This window comes from Crassaminicella thermophila (assembly GCF_008152325.1).
Taxonomy (GTDB): domain Bacteria; phylum Bacillota; class Clostridia; order Peptostreptococcales; family Thermotaleaceae; genus Crassaminicella_A; species Crassaminicella_A thermophila.
In genome coordinates this window covers 2,810,814-2,831,099 of the sequence record NZ_CP042243.1, presented here as the reverse complement: position 1 = coordinate 2,831,099, position 20,286 = coordinate 2,810,814, and the positions used below count along the sequence as shown (strand labels likewise).

Genomic DNA, 20,286 nt, shown 5'->3' with positions numbered 1-20,286 from the left:
GTATATAATATGGTACATAGAAAATTTTTGTGAATAAGCTTTTTAAAGAATTTGTGTATAATAGAATTAGGTGTTTTATGGAGGTGGAGGAAATGATTAGAAAAAAGGTGCTTATTATAGAAGATGAAAGTAGAATGAGAAGATTAATAGGAGATTATTTAAAAAGAGAAGGTTATGATGTATTAGAAGCAGAGGATGGACAAGAAGGATTAGATTTATTTAGACAGGAAAACATAGATTTGGTTATACTAGATATTATGCTGCCAAAATACGATGGTTGGACGGTTTGCAGAGAAATAAGAAAAGAATCCTCAGTACCTGTATTAATGCTTACAGCAAGAAGTGAAGAATCTGATGAATTGTTTGGATTTGAATTAGGAGCAGATGAATATATAACAAAACCTTTTCGGCCTAAGATTTTAGTTGCGAGAGTAAAAGCATTATTGAAAAGGTTTAATATGGAAGAGGAGAGTGCTATATCCTTTGAAGGGATTGAAATTGATTGTGATGCTCATAAAGTATTTATAGATGGAAAAGAAATTGAGATGACACCTAAGGAGTATGAACTACTAGTTTATCTTATGAATAACGAAGGAAAGGCATTAACAAGAGAGCAGATTTTAGACGGGGTATGGGGATATGATTATTATGGAGATTTAAGAACAGTAGATACGCATATTAAGAGACTTAGAGTAAAGCTAAAGGAGAAAAGCAATTTTGTTCAAACGGTAAGAGGAGTTGGTTATAGGTTTGAGGTGAAAAAATGAGAAACTCTATAAGAATGAAGTTATTTATGGGTATAACATGTTTTGCTTTAATGATAGTCAGTCTATTTTGGATATTTAATACAAAATATTTGGAAAGGTACTACATGGAGCAAAAAAAGGAAAGTCTTATAAAGTATTCAGAAAAGATTAAGAGTATGTATGATAATAATATGGAAGATATTGAAAATGAACTTGCAAGAATAGAAAATATATTAGGCGGAAATATTACAATACTTAAGGTAGATGGAGAGTATTTATACATTTCATCCTTTGGATATGGAAGAGGCGGGAGGAAGGGACAAAATATTCCTCTTACAAGGGAAGGTATAGAAAGAGTTTTAAGCGGAGAGGGTATATTAGAAACCTTTTATCATCCAAAATTTCATGTAAAACTATTGGTATATGCAGCTCCTTTAACAAAGGATAGTATTTTAGTATTGCAGACATCTATAGGAGCCATTGAAGAAAGTGTAGAAATTGCAAAGAATTTTTATATCTATATAGGAATTATATCTTGTATCATTGGAACTATAATTGCTTTTTGGTATGCAAACAGATTTACAAAACCAATAATAAAATTAAATCATGTTGCAAAATCTATGGCAAATTTAGATTTTAGTAAAAAATACGAAGTGCATAGCAATGATGAAATTGGCCAATTAGGAGAAACTATGAATGATTTGTCTAATAAATTAGATTGTGCCATAACCCAATTAAATGAAGCCAATCGTAAGCTTAAAGAAGATATTGAGAAGGAAAGAAAAATAGATCTTTTAAGGAAAGAATTTATCTCTAGTGTTTCTCATGAGTTAAAGACGCCAATCGCTTTGATTCAAGGTTATGCAGAAGGACTTATGGATGATGTAGCAGGGGATGAAGAAAGCAAAAGCTTTTATTGTGAAGTAATAATGGATGAGGCAGAGAAGATGGGAAAGCTAGTAAAAGACTTATTGGAATTATCAAAGATGGAATCAGGAAATGTTTCTTTTGAAATGAAAGTCTTTGATATAATTACTTTGGTTGAAAAAGTTTATGCCAAATATAAACCCATTTTTAAGGAGAAAAGTATAGATGTATATATAGACAAAGAAGACAAAGAAATAAAAGTAAAAGGAGATCCATTAAAAATAGAGCAGGTGTTGGTTAATTTTATAAATAATGGAATCCATCATATAGGTGGAGAAAGAAAAATTTATATAAGTATAAGGAATGAGGATGAAAAAGTACGCCTTGGTATAAAAAATACAGGAGAACCTATTCCAGAAGAAGAAATTCATAGAATTTGGGATAGTTTTTATAAGATAGATAAATCTAGAGCTAGAGAATATGGGGGAACAGGTTTAGGATTATCGATTGTAAAGGGAATCTTAAAGTTTCATGGAAGTTCATTTGGGGTTTTGAACCAAGAGGATGGAGTTGAATTTTGGTTTGAACTGAGAAAAGGTGAGTAGTTAATCGGAAAAATTAAAGAGTTTTATAGATAAACAATTTTAAGAAGAAAAATAAAAAAAGGTTCATTCCAGATAACTTTTGAAAAAACTAAACTTCATTCGATATTGTTTATCTTTAATAATAAATATTTTATGCTATCCTATAAAGAGGAGGTGGGAAGTATGAATAACATAAAAAAATATATGCCAGGATTGATTTTTGTTTTTATTATTGGATGGGTATCTAAATTGCTCAATGAAAGGATATCACCTATTATGCAATTAGAATCACTAACCATTGGTATCATACTAGGAATGATTATAAAAAATACATTGGGAATAAAGGAAAGTTTTCAATCAGGTGTAAAATTTTCTTTGAAAAAATTATTAAAAGTAGGGATTGTATTTTTAGGATTTAAACTGAATTTTTCGGCTATCGCCAATTTGGGGCCTCGTGTGTTATTGATGGTAGTTATTTTTGTTTTTGGTACTTTTATTTTGGTAAATCTATTAGGGAAAGCATTTAAAATTGATCCAAAGCTTGCTACTTTGATTGGTGTTGGTTCAAGTATTTGTGGTGCATCTGCAATAGTTGCAGTTACACCTTGTATTGATGCAAAAGAAGAAGATTCCGTATTAGCTGTATCTGTAATTTCATTTTTAGGGGCAATAGGGGTACTTAGCTATTCTGCTGTAGCTGTTATTTCACCTATGACAGATATACAGTATGGTATATGGTCTGGAATTTCTTTGCAAGGGGTAGCTCATGCATTAGCAGCAGCATTTGCAAGAGAAGGAGCAGGGGAGATTGGAACATTTGTAAAAATGGCAAGGGTATTAATGTTAGTTCCTGTATCTATCATATTAGGATTTATTTTTAATAAATCAGGAACAGGCAAAAGAGCGAGTTTCCCAATGTATGTATTGTATTTTATTATGGCTGGAATACTTGCATCAACAGGTATATTGCCAGAAATTTTGATACAATTTTTTACTGAGCTTAGTAGTTGGTTTATTCTTATAGCGATGATTGCTATGGGATTGATGGTTGATTTTAAAGATATTAAAGATAAGGGAATAAAAGTGATTCTTTTAGGGTGTGTTTTATTTTCTGTTTTATCTGTTTCGACTTATTTTATAATTTTGAGGTTTTTTCTTTACTAAAGCTTTGTAATTATTCGCTTTTATTTTTCATTCATAAATTCTATTTTGTCTATAATATGTAATTAGATTAAAAAAATATAAAAAGAACGTTCATTCCAGATAACTTTTGAAAAAACTAAACTTCATTCCATGAAAAAATACTAAACCTTCAAAACTCACGTTCGTTCAAACAATGAAGGTTTTTAGCGTATTTTTTCATGTAACTTCAGTAAGTTTTTTTACAAAAGGTATCAAAGTAATTCACTTATCTTTTTATATTAATGTTTAGTGTATAAGATAATTAATTTTAAAATAAGATATAAATTGCTGAGGGGTTGATGCCCTCAGCAATTTTTTAGCTTGGCTTGACAAATTTATTATCAATAATATATAATAATGATAATCATTATCAGTAAGGAGAGAGAAAAATGACTGCGTTAATAGTAGGAGGAGATCGGTTAGGAAATATACCTCAAGTACTAAATGAGAGAGGAATTGATCAATATATTCATTGGGCAGGACGAAAAAAAGGGATGCGTAATAAAGTGGTGCCTACGAATATTGATATGATTATTGTTTTGTATGATTTTATAGAACATAATTTAGCAAATATTATTAAAAAAGAATCAAAGACGATGGATGTTCCATGTATATTTGCCAAAAGAGCAGTGAGTGATTTGGCAATGAAATTAGATGTTTGTAAATATTGTACAAAGGATTGTGAATACAAAAAGAAAAAACATATATCATATTGACAATTATTATCAATTACCATATAATATGAGTATGATTGATAATGATGTTCAAGTGAAATTAAAAATTATTTACATTAGATCATATATCTGTTAGGAGGGATTATATGCCATTATCTATGGTAAATCAAGGACAGGATGCTATTTTAAATTGTATTAATTGGGGTCCAAAGCTGAAAAAGAAATTACGAGATATGGGATTAACCCCAGGGGTTAAAATCAATGTCATATCAAATGATACAAAAGGAGCTTTTATTATAAATTTAAGAGGTTCTAGGTTGGTTTTAGGGAGTGTTGTAGCACAGCAAATAATGGTTGATTTAGCATAGGAGGGAATAAAATGGAAAGAACACTAAAAGATTTAAGGCTTAAAGAGAACGGAAAAATTATAAAAATAAATGGGAGTGGGCCTGTAAAGAGAAGGCTTATGGATATGGGTGTTGTTAGAGGGACAGAAGTATATGTTGAAAAGAAAGCACCTCTTGGAGATCCTATTGAAGTAAAAATTAAAGGATATAGTCTTACTTTAAGAAAAGAAGATGCTGAAAAGATTATAATAGAATAATTTTAAAACATAAATGATAATGATTTGCATAATCAATTAAGGAGGAGTATGAATGGCTAAAAGTATGACCATCGCTTTGGCAGGAAACCCAAATAGTGGTAAAACCACACTGTTTAATGCTTTAACGGGTGCTAGGCACTATGTAGGAAACTGGCCTGGTGTTACGGTAGAAAAGAAAGAAGGAAAATTGACGTATAAAAAGCATCAATTTACAGCAGTTGATTTGCCAGGGACATATAGTTTATCGCCTTATTCAATTGAAGAAAAGATTGCAAGAAACTATATTGTTAATGAATCTCCTGATGTGGTTGTCAATATTGTAGATGCTTCAAATATAGAAAGAAATTTATATCTATCTATGCAACTAATTGAACTTGGAAAGCCTGTTGTTATTGCATTGAATATGATGGATGTAGCTGAAAGAAGAGGATACAAAATAAATCATGAAAAGCTATCTAGCTTGTTAGGTGTACCTGTTGTACCTATTGTGGCAACAAAAAAGAATGGAATTGATGATTTGTTAGATAAAGTTTTGGATATTATAAATGAAAAAATTATTTATGAACCAAAACAAGTAGACTATGGAAAAGAACTTGAGAAAAAAATAGAAGAAACGATAGAAATGTTAAAGGAAAATCCAAAGGCTTCAAAGTATGATTTAAGATGGTTAGCTTTAAAGGTTTTAGAAGAAGATGAGGAAATTTTGGATTTGTTAAATTTAAATACACTTAATGACGAAATGGCTGCAGCAGAAGAGATATCACTAGAAGATGATATTGAAGCGTTGGTTGCAGATAAAAAATATAATTATATTACAGGGATATTATCAAAGACTGTAAAAAAACCAACTAATTATAGTCTAACTACTTCAGATAAAATAGACAAGATTGTTACGAATAAATGGTTAGGATTACCTATATTTGCGCTTATTATGTATAGTGTGTTTTATTTTACCTTTGATCTAGTAGGAAATAAATTTTTAGATATGATAGATATATTTTTTGCAGAAACAGTGTCTACATGGGCATCAAATGCTTTAGAAACAATTGGTGCTTCAGAGTGGCTTCATTCATTAATTGTAGATGGTATTATAGGCGGAGTAGGTGGAGTGTTAGTATTTTTACCTAATATTATATGTTTATTTTTAGCAATATCTATTCTTGAAGATAGTGGTTATATGGCAAGGGTTGCTTTTATAATGGATAGAGCTATGAGAAAAATTGGACTTAGTGGAAAAGCTTTTATTCCAATGATTTTAGGATTTGGGTGCAATGTACCTGCAATAATGGGAACAAGAGCATTAGAAGATGAAAAGGATAGATTGACAGCTATTCTTGTGAATCCTTTTATGTCCTGTTCAGCAAGACTTCCTGTATATACATTATTTGCAGCTGCATTTTTCCCTAAGAATGAAAAAATAGTTGTATTCTCATTGTATTTATTAGGAATATTTGTTGCTATTATTATGGCATTTATTTTTAAGAAAACATTGTTCAAAGGAGAGACTATGCCTTTTGTTATGGAACTTCCACCATACAAAATACCAAGTATAAAAGGAATTACAGTACATGTTTGGGAAAGAGTAAAAGGCTTTTTAATAAAAGCTGGAACCCTTATCTTTGGAGCATCAATGGTCCTATGGTTTATATTAGGATTTAATTTTTCAGGACCTGCTGATTTGACAGAAAGTATTGGTGCTTATATAGGGAAAATAGTAGCACCTATTTTTGCTCCATTGGGTTTTGGTAATTGGGCAGCAGCGTTATCATTAGTTACTGGTATACTTGCGAAAGAAGTAGTGGTAAGCAATATGTCTATTATATATGGATTGGCAGAAGATCCTTCAGCTGCTCAATTTGCAGTATCATTAGGTCAGAGCTTTACCCAGCTTACAGCGTATGTATTTATGGTATTTGTATTGCTTTATACTCCTTGTGTTGGGGTAATTGGTGTTATTAAGAGAGAGACAAATTCATGGAAATGGACTGGATTTTCCATACTATATCAATTTGTTGTTGCGTGGCTTGTTGCTTTCTTAGTATTTCAAATAGGAACATTATTTGGATTTTAAGGAGATGATTTAATGGGAAATTTTGTTACTTGGATAATTGGGATACCATTGATTAGCTTTGGGATATATTTACTTGTGAGAAGTTTTAAAAAAGAAATTAGGGGAAATTGCTACGGATGCAGTGGTTGTGGAGAAAATAGTTGTTCTTTTAAAAAATAATATGCATAAAAAACTAAAACTTCCTTATGATTGGTATCAAAGGAAGTTTTAGCTTGTTAACAAAGTTATATTTATAAATGAATCGAAAAATAACGCTCATAAACAAATTTTTAGAGAAAACTAAGCTTTATAATTTTGAAAAATCCTAACGCACCTAATTAAGACATCCTGTCTTGTAGGATGCTGGCTTAGCATCCATGCTAAGCCTACGGATTTTTTTCAAATTATTCATCAAGTTTTCTTTGCTAAAACTTTGAGATTATTCGCTTTTATTTTTTATTCATAAATTTTATTTTGTTTACAGCATTAAATAGTATCAAAGGAAGTTTTTTTATATAATGAAGGGAGTAGAATTATAAGGGGAAAGGGGATTTTTATGATTCGTAATATGGATGAAGCGATAAACAGAATCCACAAAGATTTTCCTATTGTGGATGCTCATTTTGACCTTTTATATGATGTAGTAAGACAAAGACAATTAGGACGCAGTAAAGTGATTGAGACAGATTATTTACCTGGATTTAAAGAAGGAGGTGTAAATATCGTTGTATCCTCCTTGTATATAGATGAAATATTCATACCCGAAATGGCTTTAAGAAGGGCACTCGATCAAATAAGTGCTTTGTATGAAGAAGTTGATGAATCAAGAGATAAGATTATGCTTTGTAGAAATTATAAAGAAATAGAAGTAGCAATTAAAGAAGATAAGCTAGGAATTTTATTATCTTTTGAAGGAATTGAACCACTTTATAATGATTTGAACCTTTTGAGAATTTTTTATGAATTAGGTGTAAGAATAGTAGGACTTACTTGGAGCAGAAGGAATTATGCAGCAGATGGATGTCATTTTAATATGGTGAAAGAAGGAAAAAAGGGAGGACTTACATCCTTTGGTGTAGAGCTTATAGAAATGGCAGAGGATTTAGGAATGTTTATAGATGTGAGTCACTTAAATGATGAAGGTTTTTGGGATGTATTAGAGGTTTCAAAAAAAACTATTATTGCTTCTCATTCTAATTGTAGAAAGCTAGTACCTGTCATGAGGAATCTTACAGATGAACAGATTAAAGCTATTGCATTAAAGAACGGCGTTATAGGAATAAATATTGCAAATAAATTTGTTGCGGATAATGATAATATGGCAAATACAAAAGCTTTGGTTGATCATATTGATTACATTGTAAACTTAGTTGGAATCAAACATGTAGGATTTGGGTTTGATTTTTGTGATGAATTGAGGAAGTATGAGCTACCAAAGATAGTTAACTCTAAGAGAGAATCTTATGATATATTAAAAGGTCATAAAGAGATAAAGGAAATTACAAAAGAATTAATAAAAAGAGGCTATAAAGAAGAGGATATAAATATGATTTTTGGAGAAAATTTTTTAAGAGTTTATAGGGCGGTATTGTAGAAAAAGCAGGCAACTAATTGGTTGCCTACTTTTTCTATGTATTAAGGAAGTCTTTTCATGGTTCCATTTTTTATGAATTGATCATGCCATGATAGTGCTTCACTTAGCATATGGGGTGTATGTTTAAATTTACTTTTTTGTGCTCGTTCAAAGTAATCTTTTAACATAGGCTGATAAGTAGGGTGTGCACAATTATTTATAATAAGTTTAGCCCTTTCTTTTGGACTTAATCCTCTTAAATCAGCTACTCCCTGTTCTGTAATGAGTACCATCACATCATGTTCAGTATGATCATGATGTGCAACCATAGGGACTATAGAAGAGATATCTCCGTTTTTGGCAGTTGATGGAGTGGTGAATATGGAGATATATGCATTTCTAGTGAAATCTCCTGACCCCCCTATACCATTCATCATACGTGTACCCATTATATTGGTAGAGTTGATATTACCATAGATATCAGCTTCAATGGCTGTGTTTATGGCGATAATACCCAATCTTCGGATGATTTCAGGATGATTGCTAATCTCTTGCGGTCTTAGAATAATTTTATCTTTATAAAAATTAATATTTTCTTTAAAACGAATAAGTCCTTCTTCAGAAGGGGTAATGGAAGTTCCAGATGCAAACAAAGCTTTTCCAGAATCTAAAAGATCAAGCATAGAATCTTGAATGACTTCTGTATAGCATAAAAGGTTTTCAAAACTTGATTCTAATAAACCACCTAAAACTGCATTTGCAACACTTCCAACACCTGATTGTAGAGGAAATAAAGTTTTTGGGAGCCTTCCAACCTTTACTTCATGTTCTAAAAAGTCTATCAAATGGCCTGATATGGTTTTAGAAATATCATCTATAGGTGCAAGGGGTCTTACATTATCTTTTATGTCTGTTACAACGATCGCAGCTATTTTGTTTACATCACAAGGAATATATGGTGTACCAATTTTGTCATTTACTTTTGTAATTGGTATAGGTTTTCTGTGAGGAGGATCATTTGGAATATAAATATCTGCCATTCCTTCTAATTCTAATGGCTGACTTGTATTAATTTCAACGATTACTTTTTCTGCTATTTTTATAAATGTAGGAGAACATCCGATTGAAGTTGATGGAATAATACCTCCTTCTTCTGTTATGCCAACAGCTTCAATGATGGCTAGATCTAATTTCCCTAAAAAGCCATATTGAGCATACTGAGGAACATGGCTAAGATGCATATCAAGATATTCACACTCCCCATCGTTTATATATTTTCGCAAACTTTCATTTGTTTGATAGGGAAGTCTTTTTCTAATAATCTTTGATCGTGAAAGAGAACCGTCTAATTCATCACCAACAGAAGCGCCAGTGAATAGTCCTATTTTTATCTTTTCTCCTGTTGTTTCTACTCTTTTGGCTAATGCTAAAGGAACAGCTTTTGGATATCCAGATGGGGTGAATCCACTAGTACCTACATTCATTCCGTCTTTGATTAACAGGGCTGCTTCATCAGCTGACATGATTTTATTCTGTAGTGTTTTGTTTCTAATTCTATTTTCTAACATTTTATTTCCTCCTTGAATCATTTATTATGAGTAATGCTTATACGGGTATTCGATATAGCAATATAGTGAATAGAATCATACCTAGAAGAGCAAATGGATAAGTAGCTCCATATCCAGCAGCAACATTATTACTTTTTGTAGCTTCTATGGCAGCTCCTAATCCTGGAGTAGATGTCATACCACCGCAAAGGGCTCCTGAAAGCATGATCCAATTGATTTTAAATACATATCTTCCAATGATAAAGCCTACGAATAATGCAGTAAGTCCACACAGAAAAGATATGTAGATTAAATAAGCTCCAGAGCCAGTTGCAGAATGAATCGTTGTATATCCGTACTTTAACCCTACCATAGATAGAAAGAATGAAAGGGATATTTCCTGTATAGCATTTAAAATCCTACTACTCATTCTGAAGTTCATAGGGCCTATTTTACCTGCATAACCTAACAGAAGGGATGATACAAGAACACCACCAGTAGAACCGAGACTAAAATATTTTATTGTAGGACCTAAATAAATTTTTATCTTTCCTAGGAAAAAACCTGTAAGACATGCGAATACGAAGGCGATCGTATCAAATTTTTCTTCTGTTTCTTTTGATTGGCCTTCAGAGAAGTTCATTTCTTTTAAAAACAGAGCTTTTTCTGTTTCTATATCCATTTTGAAAATATATGGAAGAAATTGCATGAAAAGAATTACAATAAAAACACCAGGAACATAAGCGATTGCATATCCAAAGCCAACCATACTTTCTGCATTATTGCCATAGGAAGAAACAGTTTCTAAAGCAGCTGCTAAACCTGGTGAACTTGTTAAGGCACCTGTGTAAACTCCTGAAATAGCGTATGGATTTTGACCTTCATTTAGTATGGACATAAGATAGCAAATGGCTGCTCCTGTGAATGTAATAATAAAACCTAGAAATACAAACTTTAATCCGTATTTTTTTAATACTTTACCAAGATCTTTAGAAGCTAAAAGACCTACAGCTGCAACAAATAATATAAGATTAAATATAAAAAGATCATTTGGAACAAGGCCGTATTTTAAGATTTTAGTGGCGTAAGTAGGTATATTTTCTAAATTCTCATAAGGAAAAGCGTATTTTTTATAGATATACCATCCCATAATAAGACCTGTAAACAAGGTCCCGGAAGTACCTAATTTAAATTTTCCAAACTCAATTTTTCCGACTAGCAAACCTGTTACAACAGAAAAAAAGATTAGTACAAAATGATTTGTTATAAAATGCGTAGCATTAAAAGTCATTTTTGGCCTCCTTATTATTAAGCTTGTATTTTAAACGGATACAAAAATCAAAATAAGCATCTTTTTCAAGTGAAAAGAGATGCTTTATGCCAATAAGAATCAAGCTAAATATAGTAGTCTTTAGCTAATCTATTAACACCTCCTTATCCTCGTAAGTTTAACGGCATTATTCATTATGGCAGGTCTCCTGACTTCGACTCATTGTATACCTATCACCTTCCCGTTTGTTTTATAAAACAGTGGCATTAAGATAGATGTACTCCTCGTTACAGTGGCGGGACCGTGTCGGATTTTCACCGAGCTTCCCTTTTAAGTTGTAAGCTTTTAGCTTAACAACACCATAATGCATATATTATGTTTTCACACAAATTGTATTAAACAAAAAGGTTTATGTCAATTCATATGGAAATAATCTAAATTATAAAATATTTGATGAAGCATGTGCAAAAAATTTCATAATATATCAATATAGCTGTGTATTAATTAAGACTATTGATTTTCAATAGATTTAAATAGTGATATACTATAAACCGTAAATTAATAGATTGGAGGGAAAGCATGAAAAAATATTTTTTATTAATAGGTTTATTTATTCTTATTGTATCTTTTAATGTTTACGCAGAAGAGGAAAATCCATTTTATACAGAAACGGCAGTAGTTTTAGATGCAAGTGAAACAAAGATTGGGCAAGAATATGAAGGATTTACAGAAAAATACCAGCTTGTAAAATTAGAGGTTACTAGCGGGAAATATAAAGGAAAAGTATTTGAAATAGAAAACAACATAGCTGACAATTATGGATTTGCTATAGCTGTAAAAAAAGGAGATAAGGTTATTGTTAATATTGAAGAGAATGAAGATGGAAATGTTGATGTATTTATAACTGAATATATGCGCCAGCATTATATTATTTATTTATCTATATTATTTATATTATTAATTGTGGTGATTGGAAGAACAAAGGGGATAAAAGCAGTAATAACTCTTACACTTACAATGGTTGCTATTTTAAAAATTCTTTTACCTATGATTTTAAAGGGAGTCAACCCTATCCCACTCACCATCGCAATTTCTATAAGCATAACGGTTATTACTATGTTTTTTATTGGAGGATTTAACAGTAAGACTATTGCAGCAATTATTGGGACAAGCGGTGGAGTGTTGATTGCGGGACTTGTTGCTTATTATATTGGAAGTCAGGTAAAATTAACAGGACTTAGTAGTGAAGAAGCCATTATGCTTATGGATATTCCTCAAGGGATTGTTTTTGATTTTAAAAGTCTCTTATTTTCTGGAATTATTATGGGTGCATTAGGTGCAGTCATGGATATAGGTATGTCTATTTCTTCTGCAATGGAGGAAATACATAATGCCAATAAAACACTTACAAGAAAAGAATTATTTTCGGCAGGAATGAACGTAGGAAAGGATGTTATGGGAACTATGACAAATACCTTAATTCTTGCTTATACAGGAAGTTCAATACCGCTTCTACTTCTATTTATGGCTTATGAAACCTCTATTGTGAAAATATTAAATTTAGATATTATTGCTACTGAAGTTATTCGTTCTTTAGCAGGAAGTATCGGTTTAGTACTAACAATTCCATTAACAGCATTCGTTGCAAGTCTTTTAATGAAAAAAAATGAAAAATAAAATTATAAAGCTGGGGTTTCCCAGCTTTTTTGAAACTATAGATAAAATATATTGCATAGAACAACTAAGTTAAGGAAAAACAAAAGAAAAGTTGTAGGGTGTTCGCTGCAATATGGGGTATCTTTTAAGATAAGAATTATCAATAAAAAGAAAAATAAGAGAGAATCTCTTGAGCTATATTGTAGCATAATTTTTCCTCCTTATAAGCAGCAAGTAGGTTATATATTTATAATATTCTGAAAGAAAGTGTATGGGAACTTCTAGACTTAAATGAAAAAAATAACAATATAGAATGATTCATGAGTTTGAAATGTTATAAATATTCAATACTGTATACATTACGAAAACTTAAAACATAAATGCCTTAGAGTGTGATATCATTTATGTTGTGTATAGGGATGTGATAGCGTTTTCCTTAAAAATATAGCGAAATATTTATGCAATTATATTTATTATTATACAATTGAGGCTATAACATCCTAAGTTGTCAGAATAGTTTATGTTGTAAAAAATTAGAAAAAGGAGGAATTATATTGGCAAGTATTTCAAAAACTTCTAAACAACAAAAAAATGGTTTATTTAACAAATTCCTTAACGGAGTTGAAGCAGTGGGTAATAAATTGCCTCATCCAGTTACCATATTTATTTTATTGTCAGTTGCCGTAATGATTGTTTCGGAAATTGCTTCTCGTGCAGGCTTAGCAGTCAATTTTTATGATGCAAAGTACAAAACAGAAAAAATGGTTGAAGCAGTTTCACTATTAAATGCTGATGGATTAAGGTATATGATCAATACAGCAACTGAGAATTTTACTGGATTCCATCCATTAGGGACAGTTTTAGTTGCTATGCTTGGAGTAGGAGTTGCTGAAGGAACAGGACTTATTAATACTGCATTAAAGAAATTAGTATTAAGTACACCTAAAAAATTAATTACTGCTGTTGTTGTATTTGCAGGGGTTATGTCAAATATAGCATCAGATGCAGGATACGTTGTATTAGTTCCACTAGGGGCTATTGTTTTCTTAAGCTTTAAACGTCATCCATTAGCTGGTATGGCAGCTGCTTTTGCAGGGGTATCAGGTGGATTCTCAGCGAATCTTTTACTAGGAACTCTAGATCCATTATTAACAGGGATTACAAATGAAGCTTTATCTGCAGGTGGTATTGATTTAACAATCTTACCAACTTCTAACTATTACTTTATGTTTGTATCTACATTCTTAATTACTCTTTTAGGCACATGGGTAACTGAAAAAATAGTTGAGCCAAGATTAGGTGAATATAAAGGCGGCTATGCAGATGACTCAATGGAAGTTACACAAAAAGAAAGAAAAGGTTTAATTGCTGCAGGGATTTCATTACTTGTTTTCGGTGCAGTTATGTTATTGTTGACATTACCTGAAAATGCAGCATTAAAAGCAGATGGACAATTAAAACAATTCATATATCATGGATTAGTTCCAACAATTATGTTATTCTTCTTAGTGCCAGGTTTAGTTTATGGAATTGTATCAGGAACAATTAAAAATGATAAAGATGTAATAAAAGCTATGAGTACAGCTATGGGAACAATGGGAGGATATCTAGTATTATGTTTCTTTGCTGCTCAGTTTATAAAATACTTCTCTTATACTAATTTAGGAATTATTTTAGCTGTAAGTGGTGCAAACTTCTTAAAGGCTATTGGATTTACAGGATTACCATTAATAATTGCATTTATTATTGTTGCTGGATTTATTAACCTATTTATTGGATCAGCATCTGCTAAATGGGGGATTATGGCACCAGTATTTATACCAATGATGTATCAATTAGGATTTACTCCAGAATTTACACAGTTAGCATATCGTATAGGTGACTCTTGTACAAACATCATTTCACCGCTTATGTCATATTTTGCTGTAATTGTAGTATTTGCACAAAAATATGACAAAGATACAGGAATTGGTACTTTAATATCTACGATGCTTCCATATTCTATAGCATTCTTATTAGGATGGACAGCATTAATGATAGGTTGGTACTTATTAGGATTACCAATTGGACCAGAAGCATTTATTCATTTACCTATGTAATAAAAAGGCACCTTTGGTGCCTTTCTTTATAAAATATTTCCATATAGGAGGTAAAAAAATGATTAATCAAGAAAGAGTTGTAAATGAATTTTTAAAGTATGTACAAATAGACAGTCCTACAAAAAGTGAAGGGAAGTTTGCTAAATTTATTGCAGAAGAACTGAAAAATATTGGATTAGAAGTACATATAGATGATGCTGGAGAAAAAGTAGGTTCAGATACAGGTAATGTTATTGCGAAGTTAAAAGGAACAAAAGATAGTGAGCCAGTTTTATTTAGCTGTCATATGGATACTGTAAGTCCTGGAGTAGGAATTAAGCCAGTAATTAAAGATGGTGTAATCTATAGCGATGGTACAACAGTACTTGGAGGAGACAACAAAGCAGGAATTGCTGCTGTTTTAGAGGCGTTAAAAGCATTAAAAGAAAATAATATAGAACATGGGCTAATAGAAGTTGTATTTAGCATCTATGAAGAAGGTGGATTGTTTGGTGCTAAAAATTTAGATTATAAAAAAATTGAATCAAAACGTGCTTTTGTATTGGATAGTGGTGGAGACCCAGGACAAATTATTGTAAAAGGGCCTGCACAAGACAAAATCAATGCAAAAATTATAGGTAAGCCAGCACATGCAGGTGTATGCCCAGAAGAAGGAATTAGTGCTATACAAGTGGCTGCAAAGGCAATAAGCAATATGAATCTGCTTAGAATTGATGAAGAAACAACAGCAAATATTGGTGTTATTCAAGGGGGCAAAGTGACTAATATCGTTTGCCCAGAAGTAGAAATAAAAGCAGAGGCAAGAAGTTTAAACAATGAAAAATTAGATAGACAAACATCTCACATGGTTGAATGCTTAAAAAAGGCAGCTGAAGAATTTGGAGCAGAAGTTGAAATTCATACAGAGAGAATGTATAGTGCTTTTATGATTGATGAAAATGATGAAATTGTAAATACTGTAAGAAAAGCTTGTGAGAACATTGGATTAAAGCCTTTTACCCAGGCATCTGGTGGGGGTAGTGATACAAATATACTTAATGAAAATGGTATCAAAGCTGTAAATTTAGGAATTGGAGAGAAAAAGCCACATACTTTAGAAGAACATTTAAAAATAGAAGACTTAGTAAATAGTGCAAAACTTGTGTTAGAAATCATTAAAACCGTATAGATTATGTAAAAAAGAGATAGCCCTTAGGCTATCTGTTTTTTTATTATAGAATTATATTCATTTAATACTTTATCTAATTCTTGGCTTACTCTCACTACTTCTGCGGCAAAAAGATTTTTATTTTGTTCGATTAGGTCATACAAATATTTTCTTAGATTTTCTATTTTTTTTCTTATTTCTTTTGATTCTCCCATATTCCCCATCTCTTCCCCTTTAAATTATGTAAAAAGCTACTTATCACTAAATATAGTACATAATCAAACAAATTTATCAATAATCTACTATATCTATGATACTACATATTTAGAATTTTGTAAATATTCTTCGTAAATTATTTTATTATGATAGATGATGATTATTTATAGGGTTTAAACATTTATACTTAGATTTTGAGGAAGATATAACGGTAATTTTTTCCTGAGTTCATTTATTAGATTTATGGGCATAATAAATGCATCTTTCTATAAAAAATGAAGGAGAGGAATAGGATGTTTTTCAAAAAAGATGTACAAAGAGAAGAAAAAACTTACGAATTTAAGGAGGTACAGGTGTGGCAGTGTCCAAACTGTATTGGGTGGATGCAGAAAGAATTTAGTGTTTCAGAAAATCCTACATGCCCATTTTGTTCAAGTAATATGCTATCTGGTTCAAAAGAAGTAAAGGTTTTAGTATGATAGCTACTGCATACGCAGTAGCTACGTTATGATTCTAAGGTCTTTTCACGTATTTGGTCAATACCTTTATTTGCTAAGGCATCTGCTTCTATATTCATTTTTGTTATGTATATAAAATCTTCTAATGAAAAATGATTTCCATTCCAGCTTTTAAATTTTTCATACCATTTATCTATTTCAGTTTTTTTGTTTAAATTTAAATGTCCCTTTACCCGATAAAAATGAATTTCTTTTTGTCTAGAAACTTGCTCAAGCAAAGCTTCCCATAGTTCTTTATTTTCTACAGGTTTTTTACTAGAAGTTATCCAGCCGTTTTGCTGCCACTTTATATACCATTTTTTTGTAAAACATTCTATAAGATAGGAACTATCCGAAAATACGTTAAGGATAAGATTATTTTTTTTAAGAGATTTCAGGGCTTCTAATAAGGCTTTCATTTCCATGCGGTTGTTTGTAGTATTTTCTTCTCCTCCATACAATGTTTTTTTATGTTCTTTATATTCTAGAATAGCACCCCATCCTCCAACATTGCTTTCATTTTGATTACCAGAACAAGCACCATCTGTATATATATTAATGATCTTCAAATGATTCCCTCCTTTTTTAAATATTATATCAAATTTTATTGCAATTATTTTGTTTTGTTGAATATAGATAAAATAAAGAGGTTAGGGAGGTTTAAGAGATGTGTATCAGAATTGTATCTCTATCTATAAAACCAAAAGAAGTTTTAGAATTATTGATGAGAGATGTAGATGGAGATTTGATACATCATGAATATCATGAAATAGAAGATGACATAGGCTTTGGATATGTTGTGATTGAAAAATTTTATACAATGCCAAAACATGAAAAGATGATTGTTGTGAATACAGAAAACTTAGATCATATTACAAATGCTACCATCATCGTTACTCCTGACTATGAGGAATGGGTATATCACTTTGACTTAGAAAGTTATGATGTATGTATGGATGAGATTATGGAAATATTAGATGAATATATTCTAGAAGAAAGAGAAGAATAGCAGGTAGATTTTACACTACCTGTTTTTTATTCTCTTTCACTACCTATACGAATTACTTCGTCCATTTTTGACATAATATATTCATATGCTCCTTTGCTGTGAGGAATCGTGCATTTGCTGCAATCTTTAATGTTATTGACATAGGTAAAGTTTCCGCCACACTTATCTTTTAACATGTACAATGGACAAAAACAGAATAGACAGTTAAAATTTTCTTCATCCTTTACGTTATGACAGGGAAAATATTCACATTTACGATTTTGGTTAAATTTATAATTTTCGCTCATAGAATCATCTCCTTATGGATTTTTTATGAATGGGAATTTATTTTATACTATACTTATAAGTGTAACATATGAAGAATATTTTTCAAAAAAGAAATATAAAAAGAACGTTCATTCCAAAGTTACTTTATGAATAGGAGGGAGAGACGTGATAGAGAGAAAAATTCTTGTTGTAGATGATGATACAGATATTTGTGAATTGATTAAGCTTTATTTAAAAAAAGAAGGATATAAGGTGCTTAGTGTATATGATGGATTAAGTGCAATAGAAGCTTTTAAAGAGGAGATGCCAGATCTTGTAGTTCTTGATATTATGCTGCCAAAGATGGATGGTTGGGATGTTTGTAGAGAGTTAAAGAAAATTAGCAATGTACCTATTATTATGCTTACTGCAAAAGGAGATACTTTTGATAAGGTTTTAGGATTAAAAATCGGTGCAGATGATTATGTTGTAAAGCCTTTTGAGCCAAGAGAGTTACTTGCAAGAATTGAAGCGGTTCTAAGAAGGACAAGCCAGCAGACATTACCTACTAGACAGATAGTACTGCCAAATCTTTTGATTGATATGGATCTTTATATTGTTAAAATAGAAGACAAAACCTTTGAGTTACCACCAAAGGAGATGGAGCTTTTGTATTTTCTTGTGAAAAATCAAAATAGGGTTTTTACAAGAGAACAATTAATTGAAAATATTTGGGGCTTTGATTTTGAGGGAGATTCTCGAACGATTGATGTACATATTAAGCGTTTAAGAGAGAAGCTAGAAGGAGTGAAAGATAAATATAGGATTAAGACTGTTTGGGGGGTGGGGTATAAGTTTGAGGTGAATAAAGATGTTTAATACAGTTTTTAAGAAGTTATTAAGTACTTATTTTATTATTATTGTTGTTACATTTCTTATTTTAGGGTTGCTTTTTTCACAATTATTTACTAATTATTATTTTGACAAATATGAACGCCAATTATTAGAAGAAGGAGATAAAATAAACACATTAGTGATTGACTATTTAAATGGTTATATTAGTAGAGAGAGATTGAATTTGGAGCTGCAGTCAGTAGAGAGGTTTTTGAATACAAGAATTTGGATCATAGATCAAAGAGGAATTATTTATGGTGTTTCAAGTGAAGAAAAGAAATGGATTGGAAAGCAGATTACAACAAAGGATATATTGCGAGTGTTAGATGGGCAAATCATTGTAAAAAAGGGAATTTATGAAGAGGTAGGAAAAACACCTATTGTTACAGTAGGAATGCCCATATTTATAAATGGACGTGTAGATAATGCTATTATAATGCATGCACCTTTATATGAAATTACAAAAGCAATTAAAGAAGTGCATCGGATTATTTGGACATCTATGGCAATTTCTTTTATTATTTCTTTTATGATTCTGTATTTAGTTTCAAAGAAGCTAGCTGCCCCTATAAAGGAAATGGGAAAAGTAGCTCAGAAAATAGCAGCTGGTGATTTTAGCCAAAGGGTGAAAACATATACCGATTCAGAGGATGAAATTGAAAAAGTTATAAAAACTTTTAATGATATGGCAGATAAACTAGAAAAAATAGAAGAAAATAGAAGAAGTTTTATAGCTGCTGTTGCTCATGAATTGAGATCTCCATTGACCCTTATAAAAGGGTTTGTCCAAGGAATGGTAGATGGTACGGTAGAGGAAAAAGATAAAGATAAGTACTTAAATATTATTTTAAGAGAAACAAAGAGGCTTACCCAATTGATATCTAATTTGTTGGATTTGCAGAAAATGGAGTCAGATAAGTATCCAATATACCCTCAAAAGTTTGGGATAAATGAGTTGATAATAAGAACATTAATAAAATATGAAGAAGAAATTGAAAAAAAGGGTGTTAAGGTAGAGCTTAACTTAACACAGGATGAAATGCTTGTGTGGGCTGATAAGGATGCGTATGAGCAGGTACTGATAAATATTTTAGAAAATGCTATGAAATTTATGAAGGAGAAAGGAAAGCTTCAAATAACTAGTGAATATAAGCATAATAAAGTATGGGTAAAAATTAAAGATAATGGAATTGGGATATCAAAAGAAGAACAGCCATTTATATGGGATAGATTTTATAAGGCTGATAAATCAAGGGATAGAAATAAAAATGGAACAGGTTTAGGTCTTTATATTGTAAAAAAAATAATTGAAAGACATAAAGAAGAGATAAAAGTAGAGAGCGAATTAGGAGTGGGGACAACCTTTATTTTTTCACTATCTCCTTCTATAGATAAATAATTTTAAGAAGAAAAATAAAAAGAACG

21 protein-coding genes and 1 riboswitch are annotated in these 20,286 nt (G+C 31.1%); of the genes, 16 read left to right on the top strand and 5 right to left on the bottom strand.

All coding sequences use genetic code 11. The features are described 5' to 3' along the window. Window positions 1–92 precede the first annotated feature (92 nt). The 9 genes from FQB35_RS14225 to FQB35_RS14185 all read left to right on the top strand — a co-directional run bounded on the left by FQB35_RS14225 (window position 93) and on the right by FQB35_RS14185 (window position 8,301). The gene (locus FQB35_RS14225; RefSeq protein WP_148810506.1) at window positions 93–767 is read left to right on the top strand and encodes a response regulator transcription factor; all 675 of its coding nucleotides are present in this window, start codon (window positions 93–95) and stop codon (window positions 765–767) included. 104 nt (window positions 768–871) lie between these two features. Then, window positions 872–2,218: a HAMP domain-containing sensor histidine kinase gene (locus FQB35_RS14220; protein ID WP_168198366.1), complete on the top strand. Its 1,347-nt coding sequence runs from the start codon at window positions 872–874 to the stop codon at window positions 2,216–2,218. 162 nt (window positions 2,219–2,380) lie between these two features. Further along, window positions 2,381–3,361: a YeiH family protein gene (locus FQB35_RS14215; RefSeq protein ID WP_168198365.1), complete on the top strand. Its 981-nt coding sequence runs from the start codon at window positions 2,381–2,383 to the stop codon at window positions 3,359–3,361. A gap of 407 nt (window positions 3,362–3,768) precedes the next feature. Then, window positions 3,769–4,095 (top strand): DUF2325 domain-containing protein, encoded by a 327-nt coding sequence (locus FQB35_RS14210; protein ID WP_148810503.1) that lies wholly within the window; start codon window positions 3,769–3,771, stop codon window positions 4,093–4,095. 104 nt (window positions 4,096–4,199) lie between these two features. After that, the gene (locus tag FQB35_RS14205) at window positions 4,200–4,421 is read left to right on the top strand and encodes a FeoA family protein (protein WP_148810502.1); all 222 of its coding nucleotides are present in this window, start codon (window positions 4,200–4,202) and stop codon (window positions 4,419–4,421) included. An 11-nt stretch (window positions 4,422–4,432) separates the two neighbouring features. Continuing rightward, window positions 4,433–4,657 carry a FeoA family protein gene (locus FQB35_RS14200; RefSeq protein ID WP_148810501.1) on the top strand — a complete coding sequence of 75 codons (225 nt, stop codon included), beginning with the start codon at window positions 4,433–4,435 and terminating at the stop codon, window positions 4,655–4,657. A gap of 52 nt (window positions 4,658–4,709) precedes the next feature. Further along, window positions 4,710–6,728 (top strand): ferrous iron transport protein B, encoded by a 2,019-nt coding sequence (gene feoB / locus FQB35_RS14195; RefSeq protein WP_148810500.1) that lies wholly within the window; start codon window positions 4,710–4,712, stop codon window positions 6,726–6,728. Between the two features lie 12 nt (window positions 6,729–6,740). Then, complete coding sequence (locus FQB35_RS14190) at window positions 6,741–6,887, top strand: FeoB-associated Cys-rich membrane protein (protein ID WP_148810499.1); 147 nt, start codon at window positions 6,741–6,743, stop codon at window positions 6,885–6,887. 376 nt (window positions 6,888–7,263) lie between these two features. Continuing rightward, entirely contained in the window at window positions 7,264–8,301 is a 1,038-nt protein-coding gene (locus FQB35_RS14185) for a dipeptidase (protein WP_148810498.1), read from the top strand. Between the two features lie 41 nt (window positions 8,302–8,342). Here the strand turns inward: FQB35_RS14185 and FQB35_RS14180 are convergent, their stop codons facing one another. Together FQB35_RS14180 and FQB35_RS14175 are read right to left on the bottom strand one after the other, a co-directional pair. Beyond that, window positions 8,343–9,869 carry an acetyl-CoA hydrolase/transferase family protein gene (locus tag FQB35_RS14180; protein ID WP_231701811.1) on the bottom strand — a complete coding sequence of 509 codons (1,527 nt, stop codon included), beginning with the start codon at window positions 9,867–9,869 and terminating at the stop codon, window positions 8,343–8,345. A 16-nt stretch (window positions 9,870–9,885) separates the two neighbouring features. Beyond that, window positions 9,886–11,118, bottom strand: a complete 1,233-nt coding sequence (locus tag FQB35_RS14175; RefSeq protein WP_148810496.1) for an aspartate-alanine antiporter-like transporter — start codon at window positions 11,116–11,118, stop codon at window positions 9,886–9,888. Between the two features lie 160 nt (window positions 11,119–11,278). Continuing rightward, window positions 11,279–11,476, bottom strand: a riboswitch (cobalamin riboswitch). Window positions 11,477–11,676: 200 nt separating this feature from the next. On the opposite strand from FQB35_RS14175, the gene FQB35_RS14170 reads away from it, so the two are divergent. The 3 genes from FQB35_RS14170 (at window position 11,677) to FQB35_RS14160 (ending at window position 16,020) form a co-directional block, all read left to right on the top strand. Continuing rightward, entirely contained in the window at window positions 11,677–12,774 is a 1,098-nt protein-coding gene (locus FQB35_RS14170) for a YibE/F family protein (RefSeq protein ID WP_148810495.1), read from the top strand. A 533-nt stretch (window positions 12,775–13,307) separates the two neighbouring features. Continuing rightward, on the top strand, window positions 13,308–14,852 hold the full coding sequence (locus FQB35_RS14165) for an AbgT family transporter (protein ID WP_231701810.1): 1,545 nt from the start codon (window positions 13,308–13,310) through the stop codon (window positions 14,850–14,852). Window positions 14,853–14,910: 58 nt separating this feature from the next. After that, complete coding sequence (locus FQB35_RS14160; RefSeq protein WP_148810494.1) at window positions 14,911–16,020, top strand: M20/M25/M40 family metallo-hydrolase; 1,110 nt, start codon at window positions 14,911–14,913, stop codon at window positions 16,018–16,020. A gap of 23 nt (window positions 16,021–16,043) precedes the next feature. Here the strand turns inward: FQB35_RS14160 and FQB35_RS14155 are convergent, their stop codons facing one another. Then, entirely contained in the window at window positions 16,044–16,214 is a 171-nt protein-coding gene (locus FQB35_RS14155; RefSeq protein ID WP_148810493.1) for an aspartyl-phosphate phosphatase Spo0E family protein, read from the bottom strand. Window positions 16,215–16,508: 294 nt separating this feature from the next. On the opposite strand from FQB35_RS14155, the gene FQB35_RS14150 reads away from it, so the two are divergent. Next, on the top strand, window positions 16,509–16,694 hold the full coding sequence (locus FQB35_RS14150; protein ID WP_148810492.1) for a cold-inducible protein YdjO-related protein: 186 nt from the start codon (window positions 16,509–16,511) through the stop codon (window positions 16,692–16,694). A 26-nt stretch (window positions 16,695–16,720) separates the two neighbouring features. On the opposite strand, the gene FQB35_RS14145 is transcribed toward FQB35_RS14150, so the two are convergent. Beyond that, on the bottom strand, window positions 16,721–17,281 hold the full coding sequence (locus tag FQB35_RS14145) for a ribonuclease H family protein (protein ID WP_148810491.1): 561 nt from the start codon (window positions 17,279–17,281) through the stop codon (window positions 16,721–16,723). 98 nt (window positions 17,282–17,379) lie between these two features. Here FQB35_RS14145 and FQB35_RS14140 point away from each other — a divergent pair, with 98 nt between their 5' ends. Next, complete coding sequence (locus FQB35_RS14140) at window positions 17,380–17,721, top strand: hypothetical protein (RefSeq protein ID WP_148810490.1); 342 nt, start codon at window positions 17,380–17,382, stop codon at window positions 17,719–17,721. A gap of 26 nt (window positions 17,722–17,747) precedes the next feature. On the opposite strand, the gene FQB35_RS14135 is transcribed toward FQB35_RS14140, so the two are convergent. Further along, on the bottom strand, window positions 17,748–18,008 hold the full coding sequence (locus FQB35_RS14135; protein ID WP_148810489.1) for a cysteine-rich small domain-containing protein: 261 nt from the start codon (window positions 18,006–18,008) through the stop codon (window positions 17,748–17,750). A gap of 145 nt (window positions 18,009–18,153) precedes the next feature. On the opposite strand from FQB35_RS14135, the gene FQB35_RS14130 reads away from it, so the two are divergent. Together FQB35_RS14130 and FQB35_RS14125 are read left to right on the top strand one after the other, a co-directional pair. Beyond that, complete coding sequence (locus tag FQB35_RS14130) at window positions 18,154–18,846, top strand: response regulator transcription factor (protein ID WP_148810488.1); 693 nt, start codon at window positions 18,154–18,156, stop codon at window positions 18,844–18,846. Further along, window positions 18,839–20,260, top strand: coding sequence for a sensor histidine kinase (locus tag FQB35_RS14125; RefSeq protein ID WP_148810487.1), 1,422 nt, complete (start codon window positions 18,839–18,841; stop codon window positions 20,258–20,260). The genes FQB35_RS14130 and FQB35_RS14125 overlap by 8 nt, the downstream gene beginning before the upstream one ends. The last annotated feature ends 26 nt before the right edge of the window (window positions 20,261–20,286 follow it).

Coding starts and splice junctions, on each gene's coding strand:
- FQB35_RS14175 (WP_148810496.1), bottom strand. CDS start 11,118: ATGACTTTTAATGCTACGCATTTTATAACAAATCATTTTGTACTAATC.
- FQB35_RS14170 (WP_148810495.1), top strand. CDS start 11,677: ATGAAAAAATATTTTTTATTAATAGGTTTATTTATTCTTATTGTATCT.
- FQB35_RS14205 (WP_148810502.1), top strand. CDS start 4,200: ATGCCATTATCTATGGTAAATCAAGGACAGGATGCTATTTTAAATTGT.
- FQB35_RS14200 (WP_148810501.1), top strand. CDS start 4,433: ATGGAAAGAACACTAAAAGATTTAAGGCTTAAAGAGAACGGAAAAATT.
- FQB35_RS14225 (WP_148810506.1), top strand. CDS start 93: ATGATTAGAAAAAAGGTGCTTATTATAGAAGATGAAAGTAGAATGAGA.
- FQB35_RS14135 (WP_148810489.1), bottom strand. CDS start 18,008: ATGAGCGAAAATTATAAATTTAACCAAAATCGTAAATGTGAATATTTT.
- FQB35_RS14155 (WP_148810493.1), bottom strand. CDS start 16,214: ATGGGAGAATCAAAAGAAATAAGAAAAAAAATAGAAAATCTAAGAAAA.
- FQB35_RS14180 (WP_231701811.1), bottom strand. CDS start 9,869: ATGATTCAAGGAGGAAATAAAATGTTAGAAAATAGAATTAGAAACAAA.
- FQB35_RS14140 (WP_148810490.1), top strand. CDS start 17,380: ATGTGTATCAGAATTGTATCTCTATCTATAAAACCAAAAGAAGTTTTA.
- FQB35_RS14150 (WP_148810492.1), top strand. CDS start 16,509: ATGTTTTTCAAAAAAGATGTACAAAGAGAAGAAAAAACTTACGAATTT.
- FQB35_RS14210 (WP_148810503.1), top strand. CDS start 3,769: ATGACTGCGTTAATAGTAGGAGGAGATCGGTTAGGAAATATACCTCAA.
- FQB35_RS14160 (WP_148810494.1), top strand. CDS start 14,911: ATGATTAATCAAGAAAGAGTTGTAAATGAATTTTTAAAGTATGTACAA.
- FQB35_RS14125 (WP_148810487.1), top strand. CDS start 18,839: ATGTTTAATACAGTTTTTAAGAAGTTATTAAGTACTTATTTTATTATT.
- feoB (WP_148810500.1), top strand. CDS start 4,710: ATGGCTAAAAGTATGACCATCGCTTTGGCAGGAAACCCAAATAGTGGT.
- FQB35_RS14185 (WP_148810498.1), top strand. CDS start 7,264: ATGATTCGTAATATGGATGAAGCGATAAACAGAATCCACAAAGATTTT.
- FQB35_RS14215 (WP_168198365.1), top strand. CDS start 2,381: ATGAATAACATAAAAAAATATATGCCAGGATTGATTTTTGTTTTTATT.
- FQB35_RS14220 (WP_168198366.1), top strand. CDS start 872: ATGGAGCAAAAAAAGGAAAGTCTTATAAAGTATTCAGAAAAGATTAAG.
- FQB35_RS14190 (WP_148810499.1), top strand. CDS start 6,741: ATGGGAAATTTTGTTACTTGGATAATTGGGATACCATTGATTAGCTTT.